We start from the raw sequence: 15930 nt of genomic DNA on the forward strand, positions 1-15930 counted from the left end.
CAGCGGCTCGATCCGGTCCCACATGGCATCAGTGATCACTAATCGGACACACACATCCGATCAACTGATCAACCCATCAAAGAGACACGCGCTAGGGGCCACCCCGCCGCCCGGGTCGGCGAGGCACCCCGGTGCCGGGCCGCCCCCTCAGGCCGGGGCGGCCCCTCACGCCGGGGCGGCCCCTCACGCCGGGGCGGCCCCGGCGTGGGCGGGCGGGGCCGGTGGCCGGGTCTCCGGCGGCAGGAGGGCCGTGCGGGCCAGGTGGAGCCGCACGGCGCACGGGACGTTTCCGTCCGGTCCCGCGATCCGCTCCGCCTCCGCGAGGAACGCCGTCCGCAGGGCTTCGACCTCCGGCGGCCGCAGCGGCCCCAGGTCGTAGTAGCCCGACACGGACGCCCACACGGCCGCCACGGGCCCGTCGAGCCGCAGCGGGACGGTCTCCCACACCAGCGGCCCGAAGCCGGCGGCCCGCAGCAGCGCGCCCAGCGCCCCGGCGTCGCGCGTCCTCGGGTCGCCGATCCGCGGGAGGCGCCGCTCGGGCGGGAGCGCGTCGACGGCCGGCCGCAGCAGGCGCAGGAACGTCCCGTACGCGTCGTCGTCGGCGACGGCCCCGCCGCCCACCACGCAGGCCAGCGTCCCGCCGGGCGCGAGGACCCGCGCCACCTCGGCGAGGACCTGCTCGACCTCGCCCATCAGCATCAGCGCCAGGTGCGACAGGCACGCGTCGAACGTCCCGGACGCGAAGGGCAGCCGCTGCGCGCGCCCCCGCACCAGCGCGGCGCCCGCGGGCACCCCCGCCCGGCGCCGCGCCAGGGCGAGCGCCTCGGGCGAGAGGTCCACCCCGGCGAGGGTCGGCACCCCCGCGCGGGCCAGCAGCTCCAGCAGGACGCCGTCCCCGCAGCCCAGGTCCAGGACGGAGCGCGCCCCGGTGGCCCGCTCGCAGAGCAACTCGTAACTGGACAGGCCGTCGGGGGTGCGTCCGCGCCCCATCGTCTCCGCCGTGACGGCGGGCCACCGGGCGTGGAAGGCCCGCAGGAAGTCCTCGGGGTGAGTGGTCGTCATGCCCCCACCCAACCAGCGTCCGGCGCGCCGCGCCCGGCTATCGCACGGGACGCGCGGAGCCCCCGACACCCACCCACCCACACGCCCCCCGCACCCACCCACCCACACGCCCCCCCCGCAGCCGTCCGCCGCGGGATGTCCGCGCCGGGTGGTCCGGCCGGGTCTCCTCACGCCGGCAGGCCGCGAGGGCCCGTCCCCATCGGGGACGGGCCCTCGCGGCCTGCCGGTGCGGTGCGCGGCGGGGTCACTCCTCCAGGGTGAGGCCCTTGCGGAGCTTGCCGAGCGTGCGGGAGAGCAGCCGGGACACGTGCATCTGCGAGATGTTCAGCTCCTCGCCGATCTCCGACTGGGTGAGCCCGCCGACGAAGCGCAGGGACAGGATGCGGCGGTCCCGCGCCGGCAGGGAGGCGATGAGCGGCTTGAGGGACTCGATGTACTCGATGCCCTCCAGGCCGTGGTCCTCGTAGCCGATCCGGTCGGCCAGGGCGCCCTCGCCGTCGTCCTCGTCGGGCTGGGCGTCCAGCGAACTGGCGGTGTAGGCGTTGCTCGCGGCCATGCCCTCGACGACCTCGTCGCTGCTGATGCCGAGCCGGTCGGCCAGCTCGGCCACGGTCGGCGAGCGGTCCAGCTCCTGGGCCAGCTCGTCACCGGCCCTGGCCAGGTCGAGGCGGAGTTCCTGGAGCCGCCGCGGGACGCGGACCGACCAGGAGGTGTCGCGGAAGAAGCGCTTGATCTCACCGACGATGGTCGGCATCGCGAAGGTGGGGAACTCCACCTCCCGCCCGACCTCGAACCGGTCGATCGCCTTGATCAGGCCGACCGTGCCGACCTGGACGATGTCCTCCATCGGCTCGCTGCGGGAGCGGAAGCGGGAGGCGGCGAACTTCACCAGGGCGAGGTTCAGCTCGACCAGGGTGTTGCGGACGTACGCGTACTCGTGGGTGCCCTCTTCGAGGGTCTCGAGCCGCGCGAAGAGCGTCTTGGAGAGCGCTCGCGCGTCCGGGGGCGCCACCTCGTCGAACGGGGGGATCTCGGGGAGGTCCGCGAGCCCGTCGGGGTGCGCCGCGCCCGGGGCGCAGGACGTGGGGGGGAAAAGGATCTCTTGCGGGGATGTTGCCGACGCCGCGTCGTGGGTACGCGTTCCGTCGAGCCGGGGTGACATGGTCTCCTCCATCGTTCTCGGCATAAGGCCGCCGATGCCCATACGTCAGCCTGCGGTGTGCGGCGCCTCCAAAGCCGGCCGTGTCGGTGTTCCCTACTAGCCCTACCGGGTCCGCACGCACCGGTGCAAGTGTCTTTTGTTCCGTATATACCCTTTACGGCAACCTTCGACTACCCGACTGCGCAGATTCGTCGTAGGGTTCTACCGACCCGTAGGCATCGGCGAAGAGGGGCGGAATGGGCCGCGAGACGGTCGGCAGCGCGAATCAGGGCCGACTTCAGGTCGAGGTCCGGACGGAAGGTCCCAGCGAGGTCCTCACGCCGGCCGGTGAACTCGATCACCACACGGCGGACCTCCTGCGGGAGCCCCTGGAGGCGGCCATCGCCCGGGGACGGACCCGCCTGGTGGTCGACTGCTCGGAGCTGGAGTTCTGCGACTCGACGGGGTTGAACGTGCTCCTCGGGGCGCGGTTGAGAGCGGAGGAGGCGGGCGGCGCGGTACACCTCGCCGCGATGCGCCCCGCCGTCGCCCGGGTGTTCGAGATCACGGGCGCGGGCGCCGTCTTCCCCGTCCACGAGTCGCTGGACGACGCCCTGGAGTGAGGGGTGCCGGCGGCCCGCAGGGGCCGGTGAGCGCTCCGATCCGAGGGGTGTCGCCCGCGGACGGCCGGGCAGAAGAACGCAGAAGGCACCCCCGGTGGCCCGTCGAGGGGCCACACTTTTTGTGACGAAGCAAACGAAGCAGACGTCGACGTAATGACGACCTGGTGAATCGGTGAGGTGACGCGCTGATGGGTGCCACCCAGCAGCAACCGCCGAGCGGTCTCGGCCCCGAGCCGGACGGCTCCGGCGCCCCGTCCACGCGCGAGGGGGCACCTTCCGGCGCGTCCGACGAGCGGGGGCCGCACCGCGAGACGCGCCGGCTCGCGCTGGACGGCGCCAGCGGGGTCGTCCCGCTCGCCCGCGACTTCACCCGCCAGGCCTTGTACGACTGGGGCTGGCTCCCGGCCGCCACCGCCGACCGGCGCGCGGCGGCCGAGGACGTCCTGCTGGTCGTGTCGGAACTCGTCACCAACGCCTGCCTCCACGCCGACGGACCGGACGAGTTGAGGGTCTCCCTGCACGCCAAGGCGCTGCGGCTGGAGGTCACCGACCGGGGCAGTGGCCAGCCCGCGCCCCGCACTCCGCACCGGGCCGGCCGGCCCGGCGGGCACGGCATGTTCATCGTGCAGCGGCTGTGCCTCGACTGGGGCGTCCAGCGGCCGCAGGAGGCGTCCGGCAAGACCGTCTGGGCGGAACTGGCCGCGCCCGCGTAGGCCGTTCCGCGCACCCTCGGCGCACTCGGACGCTTAGCGCGCCCCCCGTGCACCCCTGCGCTCCCCGCGTACACCGACCGGCACCGCACCCGGCAATCGCTTTCCGGGTGCCGCTGACCTGTGTCCGGAAACGGTGCGTATACGAAAGCTTACGAAAGAACGTGTTCTGTAGGACGTGCGTGTGCCGTAGTGTGCCCTCGCGTGAAGGAATTGTGTGAACCGCTCACGCCTTCGGAGCGGGGCGCGCGGTTCTCGGGGCCTGGGGGGGCGTACGAATCTTGGGAGACACGGGAACTTACGGGGTCCGCGCGGCACGGCTGACCGGCGTCCGCGCCGCCGTGCCCGGACACCGCCACACCGCCGCGGCCGGCCGCCGCGCCAAACCGCGCTGGTACCTGCCGGCCGTCCTCGGCGTGGACGCCGGGGTCACGGCCGCGTCCGCCGCGCTGGTGCTGTCCCGGACCGGGCAGCCGCACCCGGGGCTGTCGGCCCTCGTCGCCATGGCGACGTGGGTCGCGGTACGGGCCTTACGGCACCGCTACCGGCAGGACGAACTGGGCGAGTCGCGCGGCGCGCTGCCCGTCCTGCACGACTGGTTGATACTCGTCGCCGCGCTGGCGGTGCTCAGCGTCGGCACGGCGCAGACTCCCGAGCCGTACCCCGCGCTCGCCGCGCTGGCACCCGGCCTGGTCTGCACGCTGGTCTGCCGCCGCTGGATCCACCGCCACCTGACCTCCGCCCGGCGCGTCGCGCAGGCCGTCGACCGCGTCCTCGTGGTCGGCGAGCCCGGCGTGCTGGACGCCGCCGTCCAGCGGCTGGCCTCCCGCACCGACCACCCGTACGCCGTCGTCGGCACGGTCGTCATCGGCACCGGTACGGCCGGTGCCGCCGCGGCGCCCACGGGCGCCGGCGACCGCCTCGACCCGGAGCTCGACGGCCGCGGCGCCGGCCACCGCGTCGTCGACGCCGCCCGGCGCCACCACGCCGCACTGGTGCTCCTCGCGCCCGGCGCCCGTCTCACCGGCGACCGGCTGCGCGAACTGTGCTGGGCGCTGCACGACGCCGGGCTCGACGTCGCGCTCACGCCCGGCCTGGTCGAGACCTCGGTCAAGCGGCTCGCCGCCACCTCCGTCGCCGGTCTCACCGTGCTGCGGGTCGAACCTCCGCTCGGCCGCGGCGCGCAGGCCGCCCTGAAGTCCGCCGTCGACCGCTGCGGCGCCGCCCTCGGGCTGCTCCTGCTCGCCCCGGTGCTGCTCCTGCTGGTCGTGTTGATACGGCTCGACTCGCCCGGCCCCGCCCTCTACCGGCAGGTGCGCGTGGGCCGGGACCAGGCGGCGTTCACCATGTGGAAGTTCCGCAGCATGGTCACGGACGCCGACCGGCGCAAGGAGGACCTCGCCGGGCGCAACGAGTGCGACGGGCTGATGTTCAAGATGCGCCGCGACCCCCGGGTGACCCGGGTGGGCCGCTTCCTGCGCCGCACGTCCCTGGACGAGCTGCCCCAGCTCGTCAACGTCCTGAAGGGTGACATGTCCCTGGTAGGACCGCGCCCGCCGCTCCCCGACGAGGTCGCCGCCTACGACGCCACGGCGCTGCGCCGGCTGCGCGTGCGGCCCGGCATGACGGGGTTGTGGCAGGTCAGCGGACGCTCGGACCTCTCTTGGGACGAAACGATTCAGCTTGATCTGCAGTACGTGGACAACTGGTCGTTCAGCAGCGACCTCGATGTGATGAGCCGTACGCTCCGCGCCGTCGTCGACGGCCGCGGAGCGTACTGAGGCACGGATGGCGCGACCAGTGGCGCCGGCACCGGCCCTACCCGCGGTCCGCCGAGCCCTCGCCCGCCCGCCGGGCCAGCCACCACGCGTACGTCGCGGCGATGCCGTCGCGCAGCGGGACGCGGGGCCGCCAGCCGAGCGCGGTGAGCTTCGAGACGTCCAGCAGCTTGCGGGGGGTCCCGTCCGGCTTGCCCTTGTCCCAGGCGATCCGGCCGGTGAACCCCGTCACGTCGGCGACCGTTTCGGCCAGCTCGCGGATCGTGAGGTCCTCGCCGCAGCCGACGTTGACCGGCGCGTCCCCGTCGTACCCGGCGAGCAGCGTCAGACAGGCGTCCGCCAGGTCGTCGACGTGCAGGAACTCGCGGCGCGGGGTGCCCGAGCCCCACAGGGTCACCTCGTCGCGGCCGGCCTCGCGCGCCTCGTGGAACCGGCGGACCAGCGCGGGCAGGACGTGGGAGGTCGCCAGGTCGAAGTTGTCGCCGGGACCGTAGAGGTTGGTCGGCATCGCCGAGATGTACGCGGCGCCGTACTGCCGGCGGTACGACTGGACCTGGCAGATGCCGGCGATCTTCGCGAGCGCGTACGGCTCGTTGGTGGGCTCCAGCGGGCCCGTCAGCAGCGCCTCCTCCCGGATGGGCTGCGGCGCGTGCTTGGGGTAGATGCACGACGAGCCGAGGAACAGCAGCCGCGCCACGCCGGCCGCGTGCGCGCCCGCGATGACGCTGAGCTGGATCCGGAGGTTGTCCTCCAGGAACGGCACCGGCTGGGTGCTGTTCGCCAGGATCCCGCCGACCTTGGCGGCGGCCAGGACGACCGCGTCCGGCCGTACGTCCGCCAGGAACGCCGCGGTGCCCGCGGCGTCGCGCAGGTCGAGCGCCGCACGGTCACGGGTGATCACCTCGTGGCCCTCGGCGGTCAGCCTGCGGACCACCGCGGACCCGACGAGTCCGCGGTGGCCCGCCACGAATATCCGGGCCTGCCGCGGCAGGTACGGCGACGACGGGCTGGGGGGCGGCGGTACCGCCTGCGAGTCGGTCATGAGCCGGATCATGCCAGGAGCGGTGGCGACGCCGCCGCCCCCGGCCGCGCTTTTCGCACACCACGCAACAGAACGCTGCGGACGGGGCCGGCGCGCGGCTCCTCCGGGAGGAGACGCCACGCATGAGCAAGACCGCTTTGATCACGGGGGTCACCGGCCAGGACGGGTCGTACCTGTCCGAGCTGCTGCTGTCGAAGGGGTACACGGTGCATGGTCTCGTGCGCCGTTCGTCCACCTTCAACACCGAGCGGATCGACCACATCTACCAGGGCCCGCAGGAGGCCGGCCGCTCGTTCGTGCTGCACCACGCCGACCTCTCCGACGGGGTGGCGCTGGTGAACCTGCTGCGCGAGATCCGCCCCGACGAGGTGTACAACCTCGGCGCCCAGTCCCACGTGCGCGTCTCCTTCGACGCCCCGCTCTACACCGGGGACGTCACCGGCCTCGGCGCGCTGCGGCTGCTGGAGGCGGTGCGCGCCTCCGGCATCGAGACGCGCGTGTACCAGGCGTCCTCCTCGGAGATGTTCGGCGCGACGCCGCCCCCGCAGAACGAGCGGACGCCCTTCCACCCGCGCAGCCCCTACGGCGTCGCGAAGGTCTTCGGGTACTGGGCGACCGTCAACTACCGCGAGGCGTACGGCATGTACGCGGTGAACGGCATCCTGTTCAACCACGAGTCCCCGCGCCGCGGCGAGACCTTCGTGACCCGCAAGATCACCCGCGCGGTGGCCCGCATCAAGGCCGGCCTCCAGGGCGAGCTCTACCTCGGCAACCTCGACGCCGTCCGCGACTGGGGGTACGCCCCCGAGTACGTCGACGCGATGTGGCGCATGCTCCAGCAGGACGAGCCCACCGACTACGTCGTCGCGACCGGTGTCGCGGCCACCGTCCGCCAGTTCCTGGAGACCGCCTTCGGCCACGCGGGCCTCGACTGGCAGGAGTACGTCCGCTACGACGCCAAGTACGAGCGCCCCAGCGAGGTCGACGCGCTCATCGGCGACGCGAGCAAGGCCGAGGAGCTGCTCGGCTGGAAGCCCGAGGTCAGGGTCGACGACCTGGCCCGGATCATGGTCGACGCCGACGTGCGCCAGGTGCAGGACGAACTGGCCGGGACAACGGTGCGCGTCGACCGCTGAGCCCACCCTCCGGGAATTCTTCCGGAGTTGGCCAGAAATGGCCGAAGAGCCGCTACTCTACGGCTCATTCACTCTTATGGGCGATCGGCAGGACGCCGGGAACCGCGCCGCCGACCGCCCACTGCGTCAAGGCGCTCTGTCTTGGGGGGTACATGAAGAGATCCAGGGGGCTGCACGCTGCCCTCGCCCTGTCCTTGGCGGCCGGTCTGGGGGCGGCCGCCGCCCCGCAGGCCGCCGCGCTCACCGAGCCGGTGGCCTTCACCGCCGACGACCTGCCCACCTGGCAGACCAACGGCATCGTCTGGGCGCTCGCCCAGGCGAACGGGGTGGTCTTCGCCGGCGGCACGTTCTCCGCCGTGCGGCCCCCCGAGGGGGCGGCCGGCGCCGAGCGGCAGGCGCTGAACTTCGTGGCGATGGACGCCGCGACGGGCGCGCCCACCGACTGCAAGCTGTCCTTCACCGTCGCGTCGGGCACCGCCACCGTGCGCGCCCTGGCCGTCTCGCCGGACCAGCGCACCCTGTACGCCGGCGGCTACTTCGGCGCGGTCAACGGCATGCCCGTGTCCAGCGCCGCCGCCATCGACATCGCCACGTGCACCCCGAAGGACGGCTTCAACGCCGCGTTCCCCGCGACGGTCCGCGCCCTCGCGGTCACCGGCGACACCGTGTACGCGGGCGGCGACTTCGGCACGGTCAACGGCGCGACGCGGCAGCGGTTCGCGGCGGTCGACGCGACGACCGGAGCCCTGCGGCCGTTCCGCGCGGACGCCGACGAGCCGGGCCGGGCCGTCGAGATCACCCCCGACGGGCGCCACGCCCTGCTCGGCGGCGACTTCTTCACGGTCAACGGCGCCGACTCGCACGCCCTCGCGGTGGTCGACGCCACGACCGGCGCCAACGCCAGGACGTACCCGGGCTTCATCATGAACAGCTCGGTCGTCAAGGACATCGACACGGACGCGACCGGCTTCTACACCGCCAACGAGGGCACCGGCGGCTTCGACGGCCGCATCGCCCTGGAGCTGAACGGCTTCGACCAGCGCTGGCGCGACACCTGCCTGGGCGCGACGCAGGCGGTCGAGTCGCACAAGGGCGTGCTGTACAGCGCGTCCCACGCGCACGACTGCGGTCTCGTCGGCGAGTTCCCGGACGGGCGCCGGTACCACTTCCTGGCGCAGCCGACGACCTCCGTCGGCAAGCTCGGCTGGTTCCCGGACACCAACGACGGCCTCGGTGAGGGCATCGGCCCGCGCGTGATCACGATCGCCGCCAGGAACGGCGTCGAGTACCTGTGGTCCGGCGGCGAGTTCACCACCGTCAACGGCGCCCCGGCGCAGGGACTGACCCGCTTCGCCTCCACCGGCGACACCGGGAAGCCCACCACGCCCGTCGCGAGCGCGGCGAGCGTGAAGCCCGGTGAGATCCAGGTCCGCTGGCGCACCAGCCTCGACCTGGACGACAGCCGGCTGACGTACCGGGTGTACCGCGACGGCGCGGCCACCCCGATCGCCACCCTCGACGCCGAGTCGCTGCCGTGGCACCGGCCCCAGGCGTCGTTCACCGACACCGGCCTCGCCCCCGGCTCCGCGCACACCTACCGGGTGACCGCGACGGACGGCGCGGGCAACGTCAGCGCGCTCTCCGCCTCCGTCACCGCCACGGCCGCCGTCTCCGCCCAGCCCTACGCGGCCGCGGTCATCGGCGACGGCGCGTCGCTGTACTGGCGCTACGACGACACGACCACGCCGTACACCGCCGACTCGTCCAAGGGCGACATGAGCGGCCTGCAGGCGAACGGGCCCGTCCTCGGCCAGGGCCCGGGCGCCACGGCCGACGGCAGCAAGGCGTACGCCTTCGACGGCACCGACTCCGTGGTCCACAGCGACCGCCGCACCACCGTGGGCGACGCGTACACGATCGAGACCTGGTTCAAGACCACCACCAACCGCGGTGGAAAGCTCATCGGGTTCGGCAACAACAGCACCCGCAACAGCGGTCGGTACGACAAGCACCTCTACATGAACAACTGGGGCCAGCTGTACTTCGGCGCCTACGACGGCACGGCCCGCACCCTGTCGACCCTCTCCTCCTACAACGACGGCAAGTGGCACCACGTCGTCGGCACCCAGGGGCCGGGCGGCATGACCCTGTACGTCGACGGCAAGCGCGTCGGCGGCAACACCCGCTCGGGCCACGAGCGGTACGCCGGGTACTGGCGCATCGGCGGCGACGCCGTCGGCAGCTGGCCGTCCCGCCCGTCGAGCAACTACTTCGCCGGGCAGATCGACGAGACGGCCGTCTACCCGACGGCGCTCACGGGTGAGCAGGTCGCCGCGCACTACCTGCGCGCCGTGCAGCAGGGCGACACGGTCACCACGCTGCAGCCCGTCGCGGACGCCTACGTCAACGAGGCCTCCACCGGTACCAACCACGGTGCCGCCACCTCCCTCGCCGTGCGCGGCAGCGCCGCCTACGAGACGTACCTGCGCTTCGCGCTGCCGGCCCTGCCGGCCGGCAAGCAGCTGACGGGCGCCTCGCTGGAGGTGCGGACCGACTCGTCGGCGAGCGCCGGGTCGACCGACGCGGTGCGGGTCGGCCCCGTCACCGGCGCCTGGTCCGAGACCGACGTCACCTTCGCGACGAAGCCGGCGGTCGGGGCGCAGACGCTGGGCACGCTCACCCCGCCCACCGGGCCGTCCACGGGCGCCTCGGTACAGCTGGACAAGGCCGCCGTCGCGGCCGCCCTGGGCGGTGAGTACAGCATGGCGCTGACCGGGCAGGGCACGGACGCGCTGTGGCTGTGGTCCCGTGAGGCACCCGCCTCCGGGGGCACGCCCAAGCTGGTCCTCACCTTCTCGCCGAAGTAGGACGTGGCGGGGGCGGCGCCGCGCGCGCCGCCCCCGCCACGCGATCCACGGAGCAGGAGCACACTCACACATGCGTACCCACCTCCGCCGCCCGGCCGCGGCCACGCTGCTGCTGGCGGCGGTGCTCACCGCGACGGGCTGCTCCTCCGGCGGGTCCGACCCGGCCGACCGCGCGGGCGCCTCCCCGTCGGCCTCGGCCCCGGCCCTGTCCGACGCCGAACGCGTCGCCCGAGAGCAGGAGGGCGCCACCGCCCCGCCGGCCCAGCGCCCCGGAGCGTCCGCGCCGGCGGGCCCCCGCGCCTCCGCCCCCGCGGCCCCGGTCCGGCCCGACGCCTCGCTCACCCCGGCCACGGGCTCCTTCACCCCGCGGGAGAAGGAGTACCTGAGCGGCCGCGTGCCGCGCTCCGTCGACCCCGCCGCCGTGCTGGACGTCGGCAAGGAGTCCTGCCAGCGCATCGAGCGGACCGCCCGGCACGACAAGGACGCGGCCGTCGCGGCCGTCGTCGCCGGGGACGTCCGTGACGCCCGCGACGCCGTCACCCACCTCTGCCCCGAGCAGCGGCCCGTGCTCGACGCCGCCGAGGGCGGCTACCCGGACGGCACCCACGCCTCCCCGGCCGCCGGCCGCTACCGCACCGCCGCAGCCAGGCCGGGCTGCACCTGGCGGGTCACCGGCGCCGGGGGCCGCGACCTGGCCGCCGGACCGGCGCCCGGCGCCTCCGGGGAGCGGCACACCCTGACGATCCCGGCCGGCGCCGCGGCGTTCACCTCGTCCGGCTGCTACGCCTGGCTGCGCGGCTGACCGACCGCCTGACCGACCGCGCGGACGTACACGTCCAGCAGGTCCTCCACCACGGCGTCCAGGGAGAAGGCCGAGACGGCGAGCGCGTGCGCCGCCGCCGAGGCCTTCTCCGCCGCCTCCGGTTCCAGCAGCTCCAGCACGGCGCCCGCGAGGCCCGAGGCGTCCTCGACGACCCGGCCCGCGCCCGCCTCACCGACCGCCGGGGCCAGTCCGTTCGACACGGTCACCACGGCCGGGGTGCCCACGGAGAGCGACTCCAGCACCGACATCGGGAACGGCTCGTCCACCGACGGCAGCACGTACACGTGCGCCCGGCGCAGCTCCTCCAGCACCTGCGCCGCGCCCAGCGGCCCGACGAGGTCCACCCGGTCCCGCAGCCCCAGGTCGTCGACGAGCCGCTCCACCGCGGCCCGTTCGCCCTCGTCCGGGCCCGCGACGACGAAGCGCGCGTCGGGGTGGCGGCGCAGGATCTCCGGCGCGGCCGCCACGAAGTCGCACGGCCGCTTGCGGGCCTGGAGCCGGGCCGCGTACAGGATCCTCGGCGGCCCCACGGGCGCGGGGCGGGGGCTCTGCGCGGGGACGCCGTTGACCAGCCGCACCGCCGTGCGCAGCGGCGCGCCGAGGACGGCGTCCAGGCCGCGCCGCTCGTGCGCGGTCAGGTGGAGCACCGCGGCGGCGCCGCGCAGCACCCGCCGGACGGCCAGGGCGTCGAGGACCTTGGCGAGCAGCCGGTCGCTGGGGTCGACCATGCCGTGGGTCTGGAGCACCAGGGGCACGCGGGCGCGCAGCGCGGCCAGGGCGACGGGCAGCGTCACCAGGTCGCGGGCGAGGTGGACGTGGACGACGTCCGCGCCGCGCACCAGGCGCCCCGCCTCCGCGAGCAGCGCGGGCGAGGTGATGCCGCTGAAGCCGAGAGGCAGCAGCCGCCGCGCCGGGTGGAGCCGGGCCGGTACGCCCTCCACGTCGGTGGGCGGCGTGGGGCCGAAGCCGTCGGCGAGGGCCAGCAGCCGCGGGTCGTGGCCCCGGGCGCGCAGTCCGTGGGAGAGGTTCAGGGCGACGCGCACCGGACCGCCGAACGCCCCGGTGGGGGAGTGCAGGGTGACGGCGTGCAGGACCCGCAGGGGTGCGGTGCTCACTTCGGCTCCTCGACGGGCCGGCGCGTGCCGTCCGCGGTGTGCAGGGTCAGTTCGGGCAGGTCCTGGTGGAGGACCGCGCCGGCGCCGACGACCGCGTGGCGGCCGACCCGGGTGCCGGCGAGGACGGTGGCGCGGGTGGCGATCCAGGCGCCGTCCTCCACCGTGATGGGCGCGTTGCGGTAGCGGAAGTCGGCCGCGCGGTGGTCGTGGCTGCCCGTGCAGAGCAGGGCCTCCTGGGAGACGCACACGTGCGCGCCGAGGGTGACCGGCTCCAGGTTGAGCAGCCAGGCCCCCTCGCCGATCCAGGTGTGGTCGCCGACGGTCAGCTTCCACGGCCACAGCACGCGCACGCGGTGGCGGATCAGCACGTCCTCGCCGATCGTCGCGCCGAACGCGCGCAGCAGCGCCACCCGCAGCCGGGCCGGACACCACCAGGTCGTGAACACCAGATTGAGCACGGCGAACCACAGGGCCTGCGTCAGCCTGCCCCGGCCCTTGTCGTACCCGGCCAGCGTGAATGCGGACAGGTCGCGCATGGCGCCGGACTCCCCCCTGTGCGCGCTGTGCGGGAAACCGCGACGCGCGGCGAAGGCCGCACGTACGGTGAACGAACGTCAGATTATCGGTTCGTACGCCTACGTCCAGGGTGTGGCTCCGGACCGCTCGTTAGACTGCGCGCGGAACAGGGGCGCGGGCGACGGGGGTACGGGCATGACGGTCTCGACCACGCCCCGCGCGGCGCCCCCGCCGCGCCCCCGCACGGTGCCGCTGCCCCCGCCGTTCGCGCCGCGCACGCTGCTCTCCCGGGCGCTCGCCGTGCCGCTCGTGCTCGGCCTGGCCCTCTTCCTGCCGCTCGTCGTCGTCTCGCAGCCCGGCGACGGCCCGCGGGACGCCGCCTTCTGGCTCCAGGTGGTCCTCACGGTCTACTGCGGCGTGCGGCTCTCCGCGATGGTCCTCACCACCCGGCGCAAGCTGCTCCAGGCGACGTTCTGGATGTTCTGCTACATGGCGATGGGCGTGGCCCCGCTCGCCCAGGCGGTCCTCGGCCGCGTGCCGACGCCGGTCGTCGGCCCCCGCGAGCACCTCGTCCAGGCGGTCGCCCTGGTCCTGCTCGGCTGCTTCGCCTTCGACGTGGGCGCCCTCCTCGCCCGCTACCGCACGCCCTGGCACCGTCGCGGCCGGGGCACGGGGGAGCCGGCCAGGGGCGGGTCGCCCGACGACCGGCCGGTGCTGATCCACCGCCGGCGGCTGCACCTGCTGGTGCTGGCGGCCTTCGCCTGCGGCGGCCTGCTCATCGTCAAGCTCGGCGGCCCCGCCGTCTTCTTCAGCAGCCGCCAGGAGATCATCGCCGGCATCGAGGAGGCGGGCGTCTCCGGCGACGGCGGCCAGGCCGGCCAGGCGTTCCTGCGCGGCTTCGGCACCGTGCCGCCGCTGATCGCCCTGCTCGTCCACACCCGCTGGCTCATCACCTCCCGCCGGGCCCGCCGCACCTGGTCGGTGGTGGCGGTCTTCGGCGCCCTGGTGGTGCTGAACGCGGTGGTGAACAACCCGATCTCCAACCCGCGCTACTGGTTCCTCACCGTGCTGTTCGCGCTGCTGTTCACCGCCTTCCCGACGAGCGCCGCCATGTACCGGGCGTCGCTCTCCCTCGGCGTCGTCGTCGCGCTGCTCGTCTTCCCCTTCGCCGACCGGTTCCGGTACGACGAGAACAACACCCCGCAGATCGAGACGACCTCGTTCCTGGAGCCGCTGGCGCTCAAGGACTACGACCAGGTCGGCATGTTCGCCAACACCATCACCTACGTCGAGTCCGGGCAGGGCCACTCCTACGGCTACCAGGCCGCCGGCTCCCTGCTGTTCGCCGTGCCGCGCTCGATGTGGGCGCAGAAGCCGTCCGACACCGGGGTGACCGTCGGCGAGTGGATGGGCGCCGTCAACACCAACCTGTCGTCGCCGGTCTGGGCCGAACTGTGGATCGACTTCGGACCCGTCGGCATGACGGCCGGCATGGCGGCCCTCGGCTACGCCGCCGCCCGCGTCGACCGGCGGGTGGCGCGCCGCGCCGTGCGGGGATCGCCCCCCGGCAGCCTGCTGCTGATCACGGCGCCGCTGGTGGCGGGGTACTCCTTCATCCTCGTCCGGGGCCCGCTGCTCCAGGCGACCGGCAAGGTGGCGATCGCCGCGCTCTGCCTCGCCCTGATCGCCACCTACCGGCGCGACCGGGGCGCCCGCCTCGGCTGACCCCCGGACGGCCCGGACGGCCCGGACGGGTCCTCCGGCTGCTCCGGCCGACCCGGCGGCTGCGGCCGACCCCCTGCGTCCGGCTGCTCCGGCGTCCCCGGGCTGCCGGGCGCCTCCGGCCGGCCCGGTCCGTCCGCTTGCGCCGGTCCGTCCGGCTGCCCCGGTGCGTGCGCCTCCTGCGGCGCGGCGGCCGCGCGGCGGCGCAGCCGTGCCACCCGGACCCACGCGGCCAGCGCCTTCGCCGCCGAACCGCCCGCCAGGCCCCACGCCGCGCCGACCGCCCCGCCCAGGACGAACCCGGCGTACAGCAGCGCCACCGACAGCAGCGAGAAGACCACCTGCACCGGCAGGGTGTCGCGGGGGCTGAGCACCCGCAGGGTGAGCAGGGCGCTCACCCCGAGCCCCATCAGCGTGTACTGCGCCGCCGACGCCGGCAGCAGCGCGGCGACCGCCGGCCACGTGTCGCCCAGCACCGCCCGGCCCGCACCGTCGGGAAGCAGCCACCACACGCCGCCCCAGACCGCGCCCGTGGCGGCCAGCGCCCCGCCCAGCAGCAGCGTCGCCCGGACCACGGCGCGGTGGCCGCCGAGCCGGTTCAGCAGGGGCGGCCCGAAGCCGTTGGCCGCGCCGAAGAAGACGTTCAGGGGCCCGAAGAGCGCCGAGGCGCCGCGCAGCGCGCCCACCGCCAGCGGGCTGCCGAACAGGCCCAGGCAGAGGACCGCCAGCTGGCTGGAGCCGTTGCCGACGGCGAACTCGACGGCGAACCGCCGCCCCAGGTGGCCCCGGCGGACGTACCGCCGCCAGTCCGGGCGGGCCCCCGCCAGCGGCCGGCGCAGCAGCAGCGCCGCCACCGCCAGCCCCGGCAGGGCGGCGAGCCCCCACGCCAGTACCAGCCGGGACGGCGACGCCCCGGCGGGCTGGAGCGCCAGCACCGCCACCGTCGACACGAGCCGCAGCCCGTCCGCCGCCAGCGCGTGGTGCGGCCGCCCCAGCAGCGAGAAGCAGAAGCGGGCGGCGTCCTGGAGCAGGACGACCGGCAGGACCGCGCCGAGCGCCGCCAGCGCCCGCCCGCCGGGCGGCAGCGCCGCCCCCGTGGCGGCGAGGGCCGCGCCGGTGGCCAGCGCCGCCACGGCCGTGAAGCCCAGCGCCGAGCGGCAGGCCGCCGCCACCGCGCCGGCCCCGCCGCGCACCAGCACCAGCTCCTGCCCGACGTACGCCATGAACAGCCCCAGCGCCACCGTGAACACCAGGTACACCATGGAGAACTCGGCGAACCCGGAGGCCGTCGACAGCCGCGCGGCCAGCACCAGCACGAGGATGTTGGTCAGCCCCGCCGCGCCCTGGTCGAGGACGGAGACGAGGGCCGCCGTACGCCCCCGCAGCGCCCCGCCC

13 protein-coding genes are annotated in these 15930 nt (G+C 74.8%); 7 read left to right on the forward strand and 6 right to left on the reverse strand.

Features of this window, described 5'->3' with window-relative positions:
* Positions 1–183 precede the first annotated feature (183 nt).
* Together ACF053_RS28955 and ACF053_RS28960 are read right to left on the reverse strand one after the other, a co-directional pair.
* A complete protein-coding gene (locus ACF053_RS28955) occupies positions 184–1062 on the reverse strand; it encodes a class I SAM-dependent methyltransferase (RefSeq protein WP_391956705.1) in 879 nt (292 codons plus the stop codon).
* 244 nt (positions 1063–1306) lie between these two features.
* On the reverse strand, positions 1307–2236 hold the full coding sequence (locus ACF053_RS28960; RefSeq protein WP_391956706.1) for an RNA polymerase sigma factor SigF: 930 nt from the start codon (positions 2234–2236) through the stop codon (positions 1307–1309).
* A gap of 224 nt (positions 2237–2460) precedes the next feature.
* Here ACF053_RS28960 and ACF053_RS28965 point away from each other — a divergent pair, with 224 nt between their 5' ends.
* The 3 genes from ACF053_RS28965 to ACF053_RS28975 all read left to right on the forward strand — a co-directional run bounded on the left by ACF053_RS28965 (position 2461) and on the right by ACF053_RS28975 (position 5317).
* The gene (locus ACF053_RS28965) at positions 2461–2826 is read left to right on the forward strand and encodes an STAS domain-containing protein (protein WP_391956707.1); all 366 of its coding nucleotides are present in this window, start codon (positions 2461–2463) and stop codon (positions 2824–2826) included.
* Between the two features lie 188 nt (positions 2827–3014).
* Positions 3015–3539: an ATP-binding protein gene (locus ACF053_RS28970; protein WP_391956708.1), complete on the forward strand. Its 525-nt coding sequence runs from the start codon at positions 3015–3017 to the stop codon at positions 3537–3539.
* A gap of 278 nt (positions 3540–3817) precedes the next feature.
* On the forward strand, positions 3818–5317 hold the full coding sequence (locus tag ACF053_RS28975; protein WP_391956709.1) for a sugar transferase: 1500 nt from the start codon (positions 3818–3820) through the stop codon (positions 5315–5317).
* Between the two features lie 37 nt (positions 5318–5354).
* Here ACF053_RS28975 and ACF053_RS28980 read toward each other — a convergent pair whose 3' ends face one another.
* Positions 5355–6356, reverse strand: a complete 1002-nt coding sequence (locus tag ACF053_RS28980; protein WP_391956710.1) for a GDP-L-fucose synthase family protein — start codon at positions 6354–6356, stop codon at positions 5355–5357.
* A gap of 122 nt (positions 6357–6478) precedes the next feature.
* On the opposite strand from ACF053_RS28980, the gene gmd reads away from it, so the two are divergent.
* The 3 genes from gmd (at position 6479) to ACF053_RS28995 (ending at position 11161) form a co-directional block, all read left to right on the forward strand.
* The gene (gene gmd / locus ACF053_RS28985; protein ID WP_391956711.1) at positions 6479–7492 is read left to right on the forward strand and encodes a GDP-mannose 4,6-dehydratase; all 1014 of its coding nucleotides are present in this window, start codon (positions 6479–6481) and stop codon (positions 7490–7492) included.
* Positions 7493–7644: 152 nt separating this feature from the next.
* Positions 7645–10359, forward strand: coding sequence for a CBM96 family carbohydrate-binding protein (locus ACF053_RS28990; RefSeq protein WP_391956712.1), 2715 nt, complete (start codon positions 7645–7647; stop codon positions 10357–10359).
* Positions 10360–10429: 70 nt separating this feature from the next.
* Entirely contained in the window at positions 10430–11161 is a 732-nt protein-coding gene (locus ACF053_RS28995; protein ID WP_391956713.1) for a hypothetical protein, read from the forward strand.
* Here the strand turns inward: ACF053_RS28995 and ACF053_RS29000 are convergent.
* A complete protein-coding gene (locus ACF053_RS29000; RefSeq protein WP_391956759.1) occupies positions 11140–12282 on the reverse strand; it encodes a glycosyltransferase in 1143 nt (380 codons plus the stop codon). The two genes, ACF053_RS28995 and ACF053_RS29000, sit on opposite strands and share 22 nt — an antisense overlap.
* 11 nt (positions 12283–12293) lie before the next feature.
* Entirely contained in the window at positions 12294–12833 is a 540-nt protein-coding gene (locus ACF053_RS29005) for a WcaF family extracellular polysaccharide biosynthesis acetyltransferase (RefSeq protein WP_058945161.1), read from the reverse strand.
* Between the two features lie 175 nt (positions 12834–13008).
* On the opposite strand from ACF053_RS29005, the gene ACF053_RS29010 reads away from it, so the two are divergent.
* Positions 13009–14538 carry a hypothetical protein gene (locus tag ACF053_RS29010; protein WP_391956714.1) on the forward strand — a complete coding sequence of 510 codons (1530 nt, stop codon included), beginning with the start codon at positions 13009–13011 and terminating at the stop codon, positions 14536–14538.
* Here ACF053_RS29010 and ACF053_RS29015 read toward each other — a convergent pair.
* Positions 14505–15920, reverse strand: coding sequence for a hypothetical protein (locus ACF053_RS29015; RefSeq protein WP_391956760.1), 1416 nt, complete (start codon positions 15918–15920; stop codon positions 14505–14507). The two genes, ACF053_RS29010 and ACF053_RS29015, sit on opposite strands and share 34 nt — an antisense overlap.
* Between the last annotated feature and the right edge of the window lie 10 nt (positions 15921–15930).

Origin of the sequence: Streptomyces kanasensis, assembly GCF_043077165.1 — a bacterium.
Classification (GTDB): Bacteria; Actinomycetota; Actinomycetes; order Streptomycetales; family Streptomycetaceae; genus Streptomyces; species Streptomyces changanensis.

What these genes read in the sequence shown, in the direction of transcription:
- ACF053_RS28955 (WP_391956705.1), bottom strand. Translation starts at nt 1,062, where the DNA reads ATGACGACCACTCACCCCGAGGACTTCCTGCGGGCCTTCCACGCCCGG.
- ACF053_RS28960 (WP_391956706.1), bottom strand. Translation starts at nt 2,236, where the DNA reads ATGGAGGAGACCATGTCACCCCGGCTCGACGGAACGCGTACCCACGAC.
- ACF053_RS28965 (WP_391956707.1), top strand. Translation starts at nt 2,461, where the DNA reads ATGGGCCGCGAGACGGTCGGCAGCGCGAATCAGGGCCGACTTCAGGTC.
- ACF053_RS28970 (WP_391956708.1), top strand. Translation starts at nt 3,015, where the DNA reads ATGGGTGCCACCCAGCAGCAACCGCCGAGCGGTCTCGGCCCCGAGCCG.
- ACF053_RS28980 (WP_391956710.1), bottom strand. Translation starts at nt 6,356, where the DNA reads ATGACCGACTCGCAGGCGGTACCGCCGCCCCCCAGCCCGTCGTCGCCG.
- gmd (WP_391956711.1), top strand. Translation starts at nt 6,479, where the DNA reads ATGAGCAAGACCGCTTTGATCACGGGGGTCACCGGCCAGGACGGGTCG.
- ACF053_RS28990 (WP_391956712.1), top strand. Translation starts at nt 7,645, where the DNA reads ATGAAGAGATCCAGGGGGCTGCACGCTGCCCTCGCCCTGTCCTTGGCG.
- ACF053_RS28995 (WP_391956713.1), top strand. Translation starts at nt 10,430, where the DNA reads ATGCGTACCCACCTCCGCCGCCCGGCCGCGGCCACGCTGCTGCTGGCG.
- ACF053_RS29005 (WP_058945161.1), bottom strand. Translation starts at nt 12,833, where the DNA reads ATGCGCGACCTGTCCGCATTCACGCTGGCCGGGTACGACAAGGGCCGG.
- ACF053_RS29010 (WP_391956714.1), top strand. Translation starts at nt 13,009, where the DNA reads ATGACGGTCTCGACCACGCCCCGCGCGGCGCCCCCGCCGCGCCCCCGC.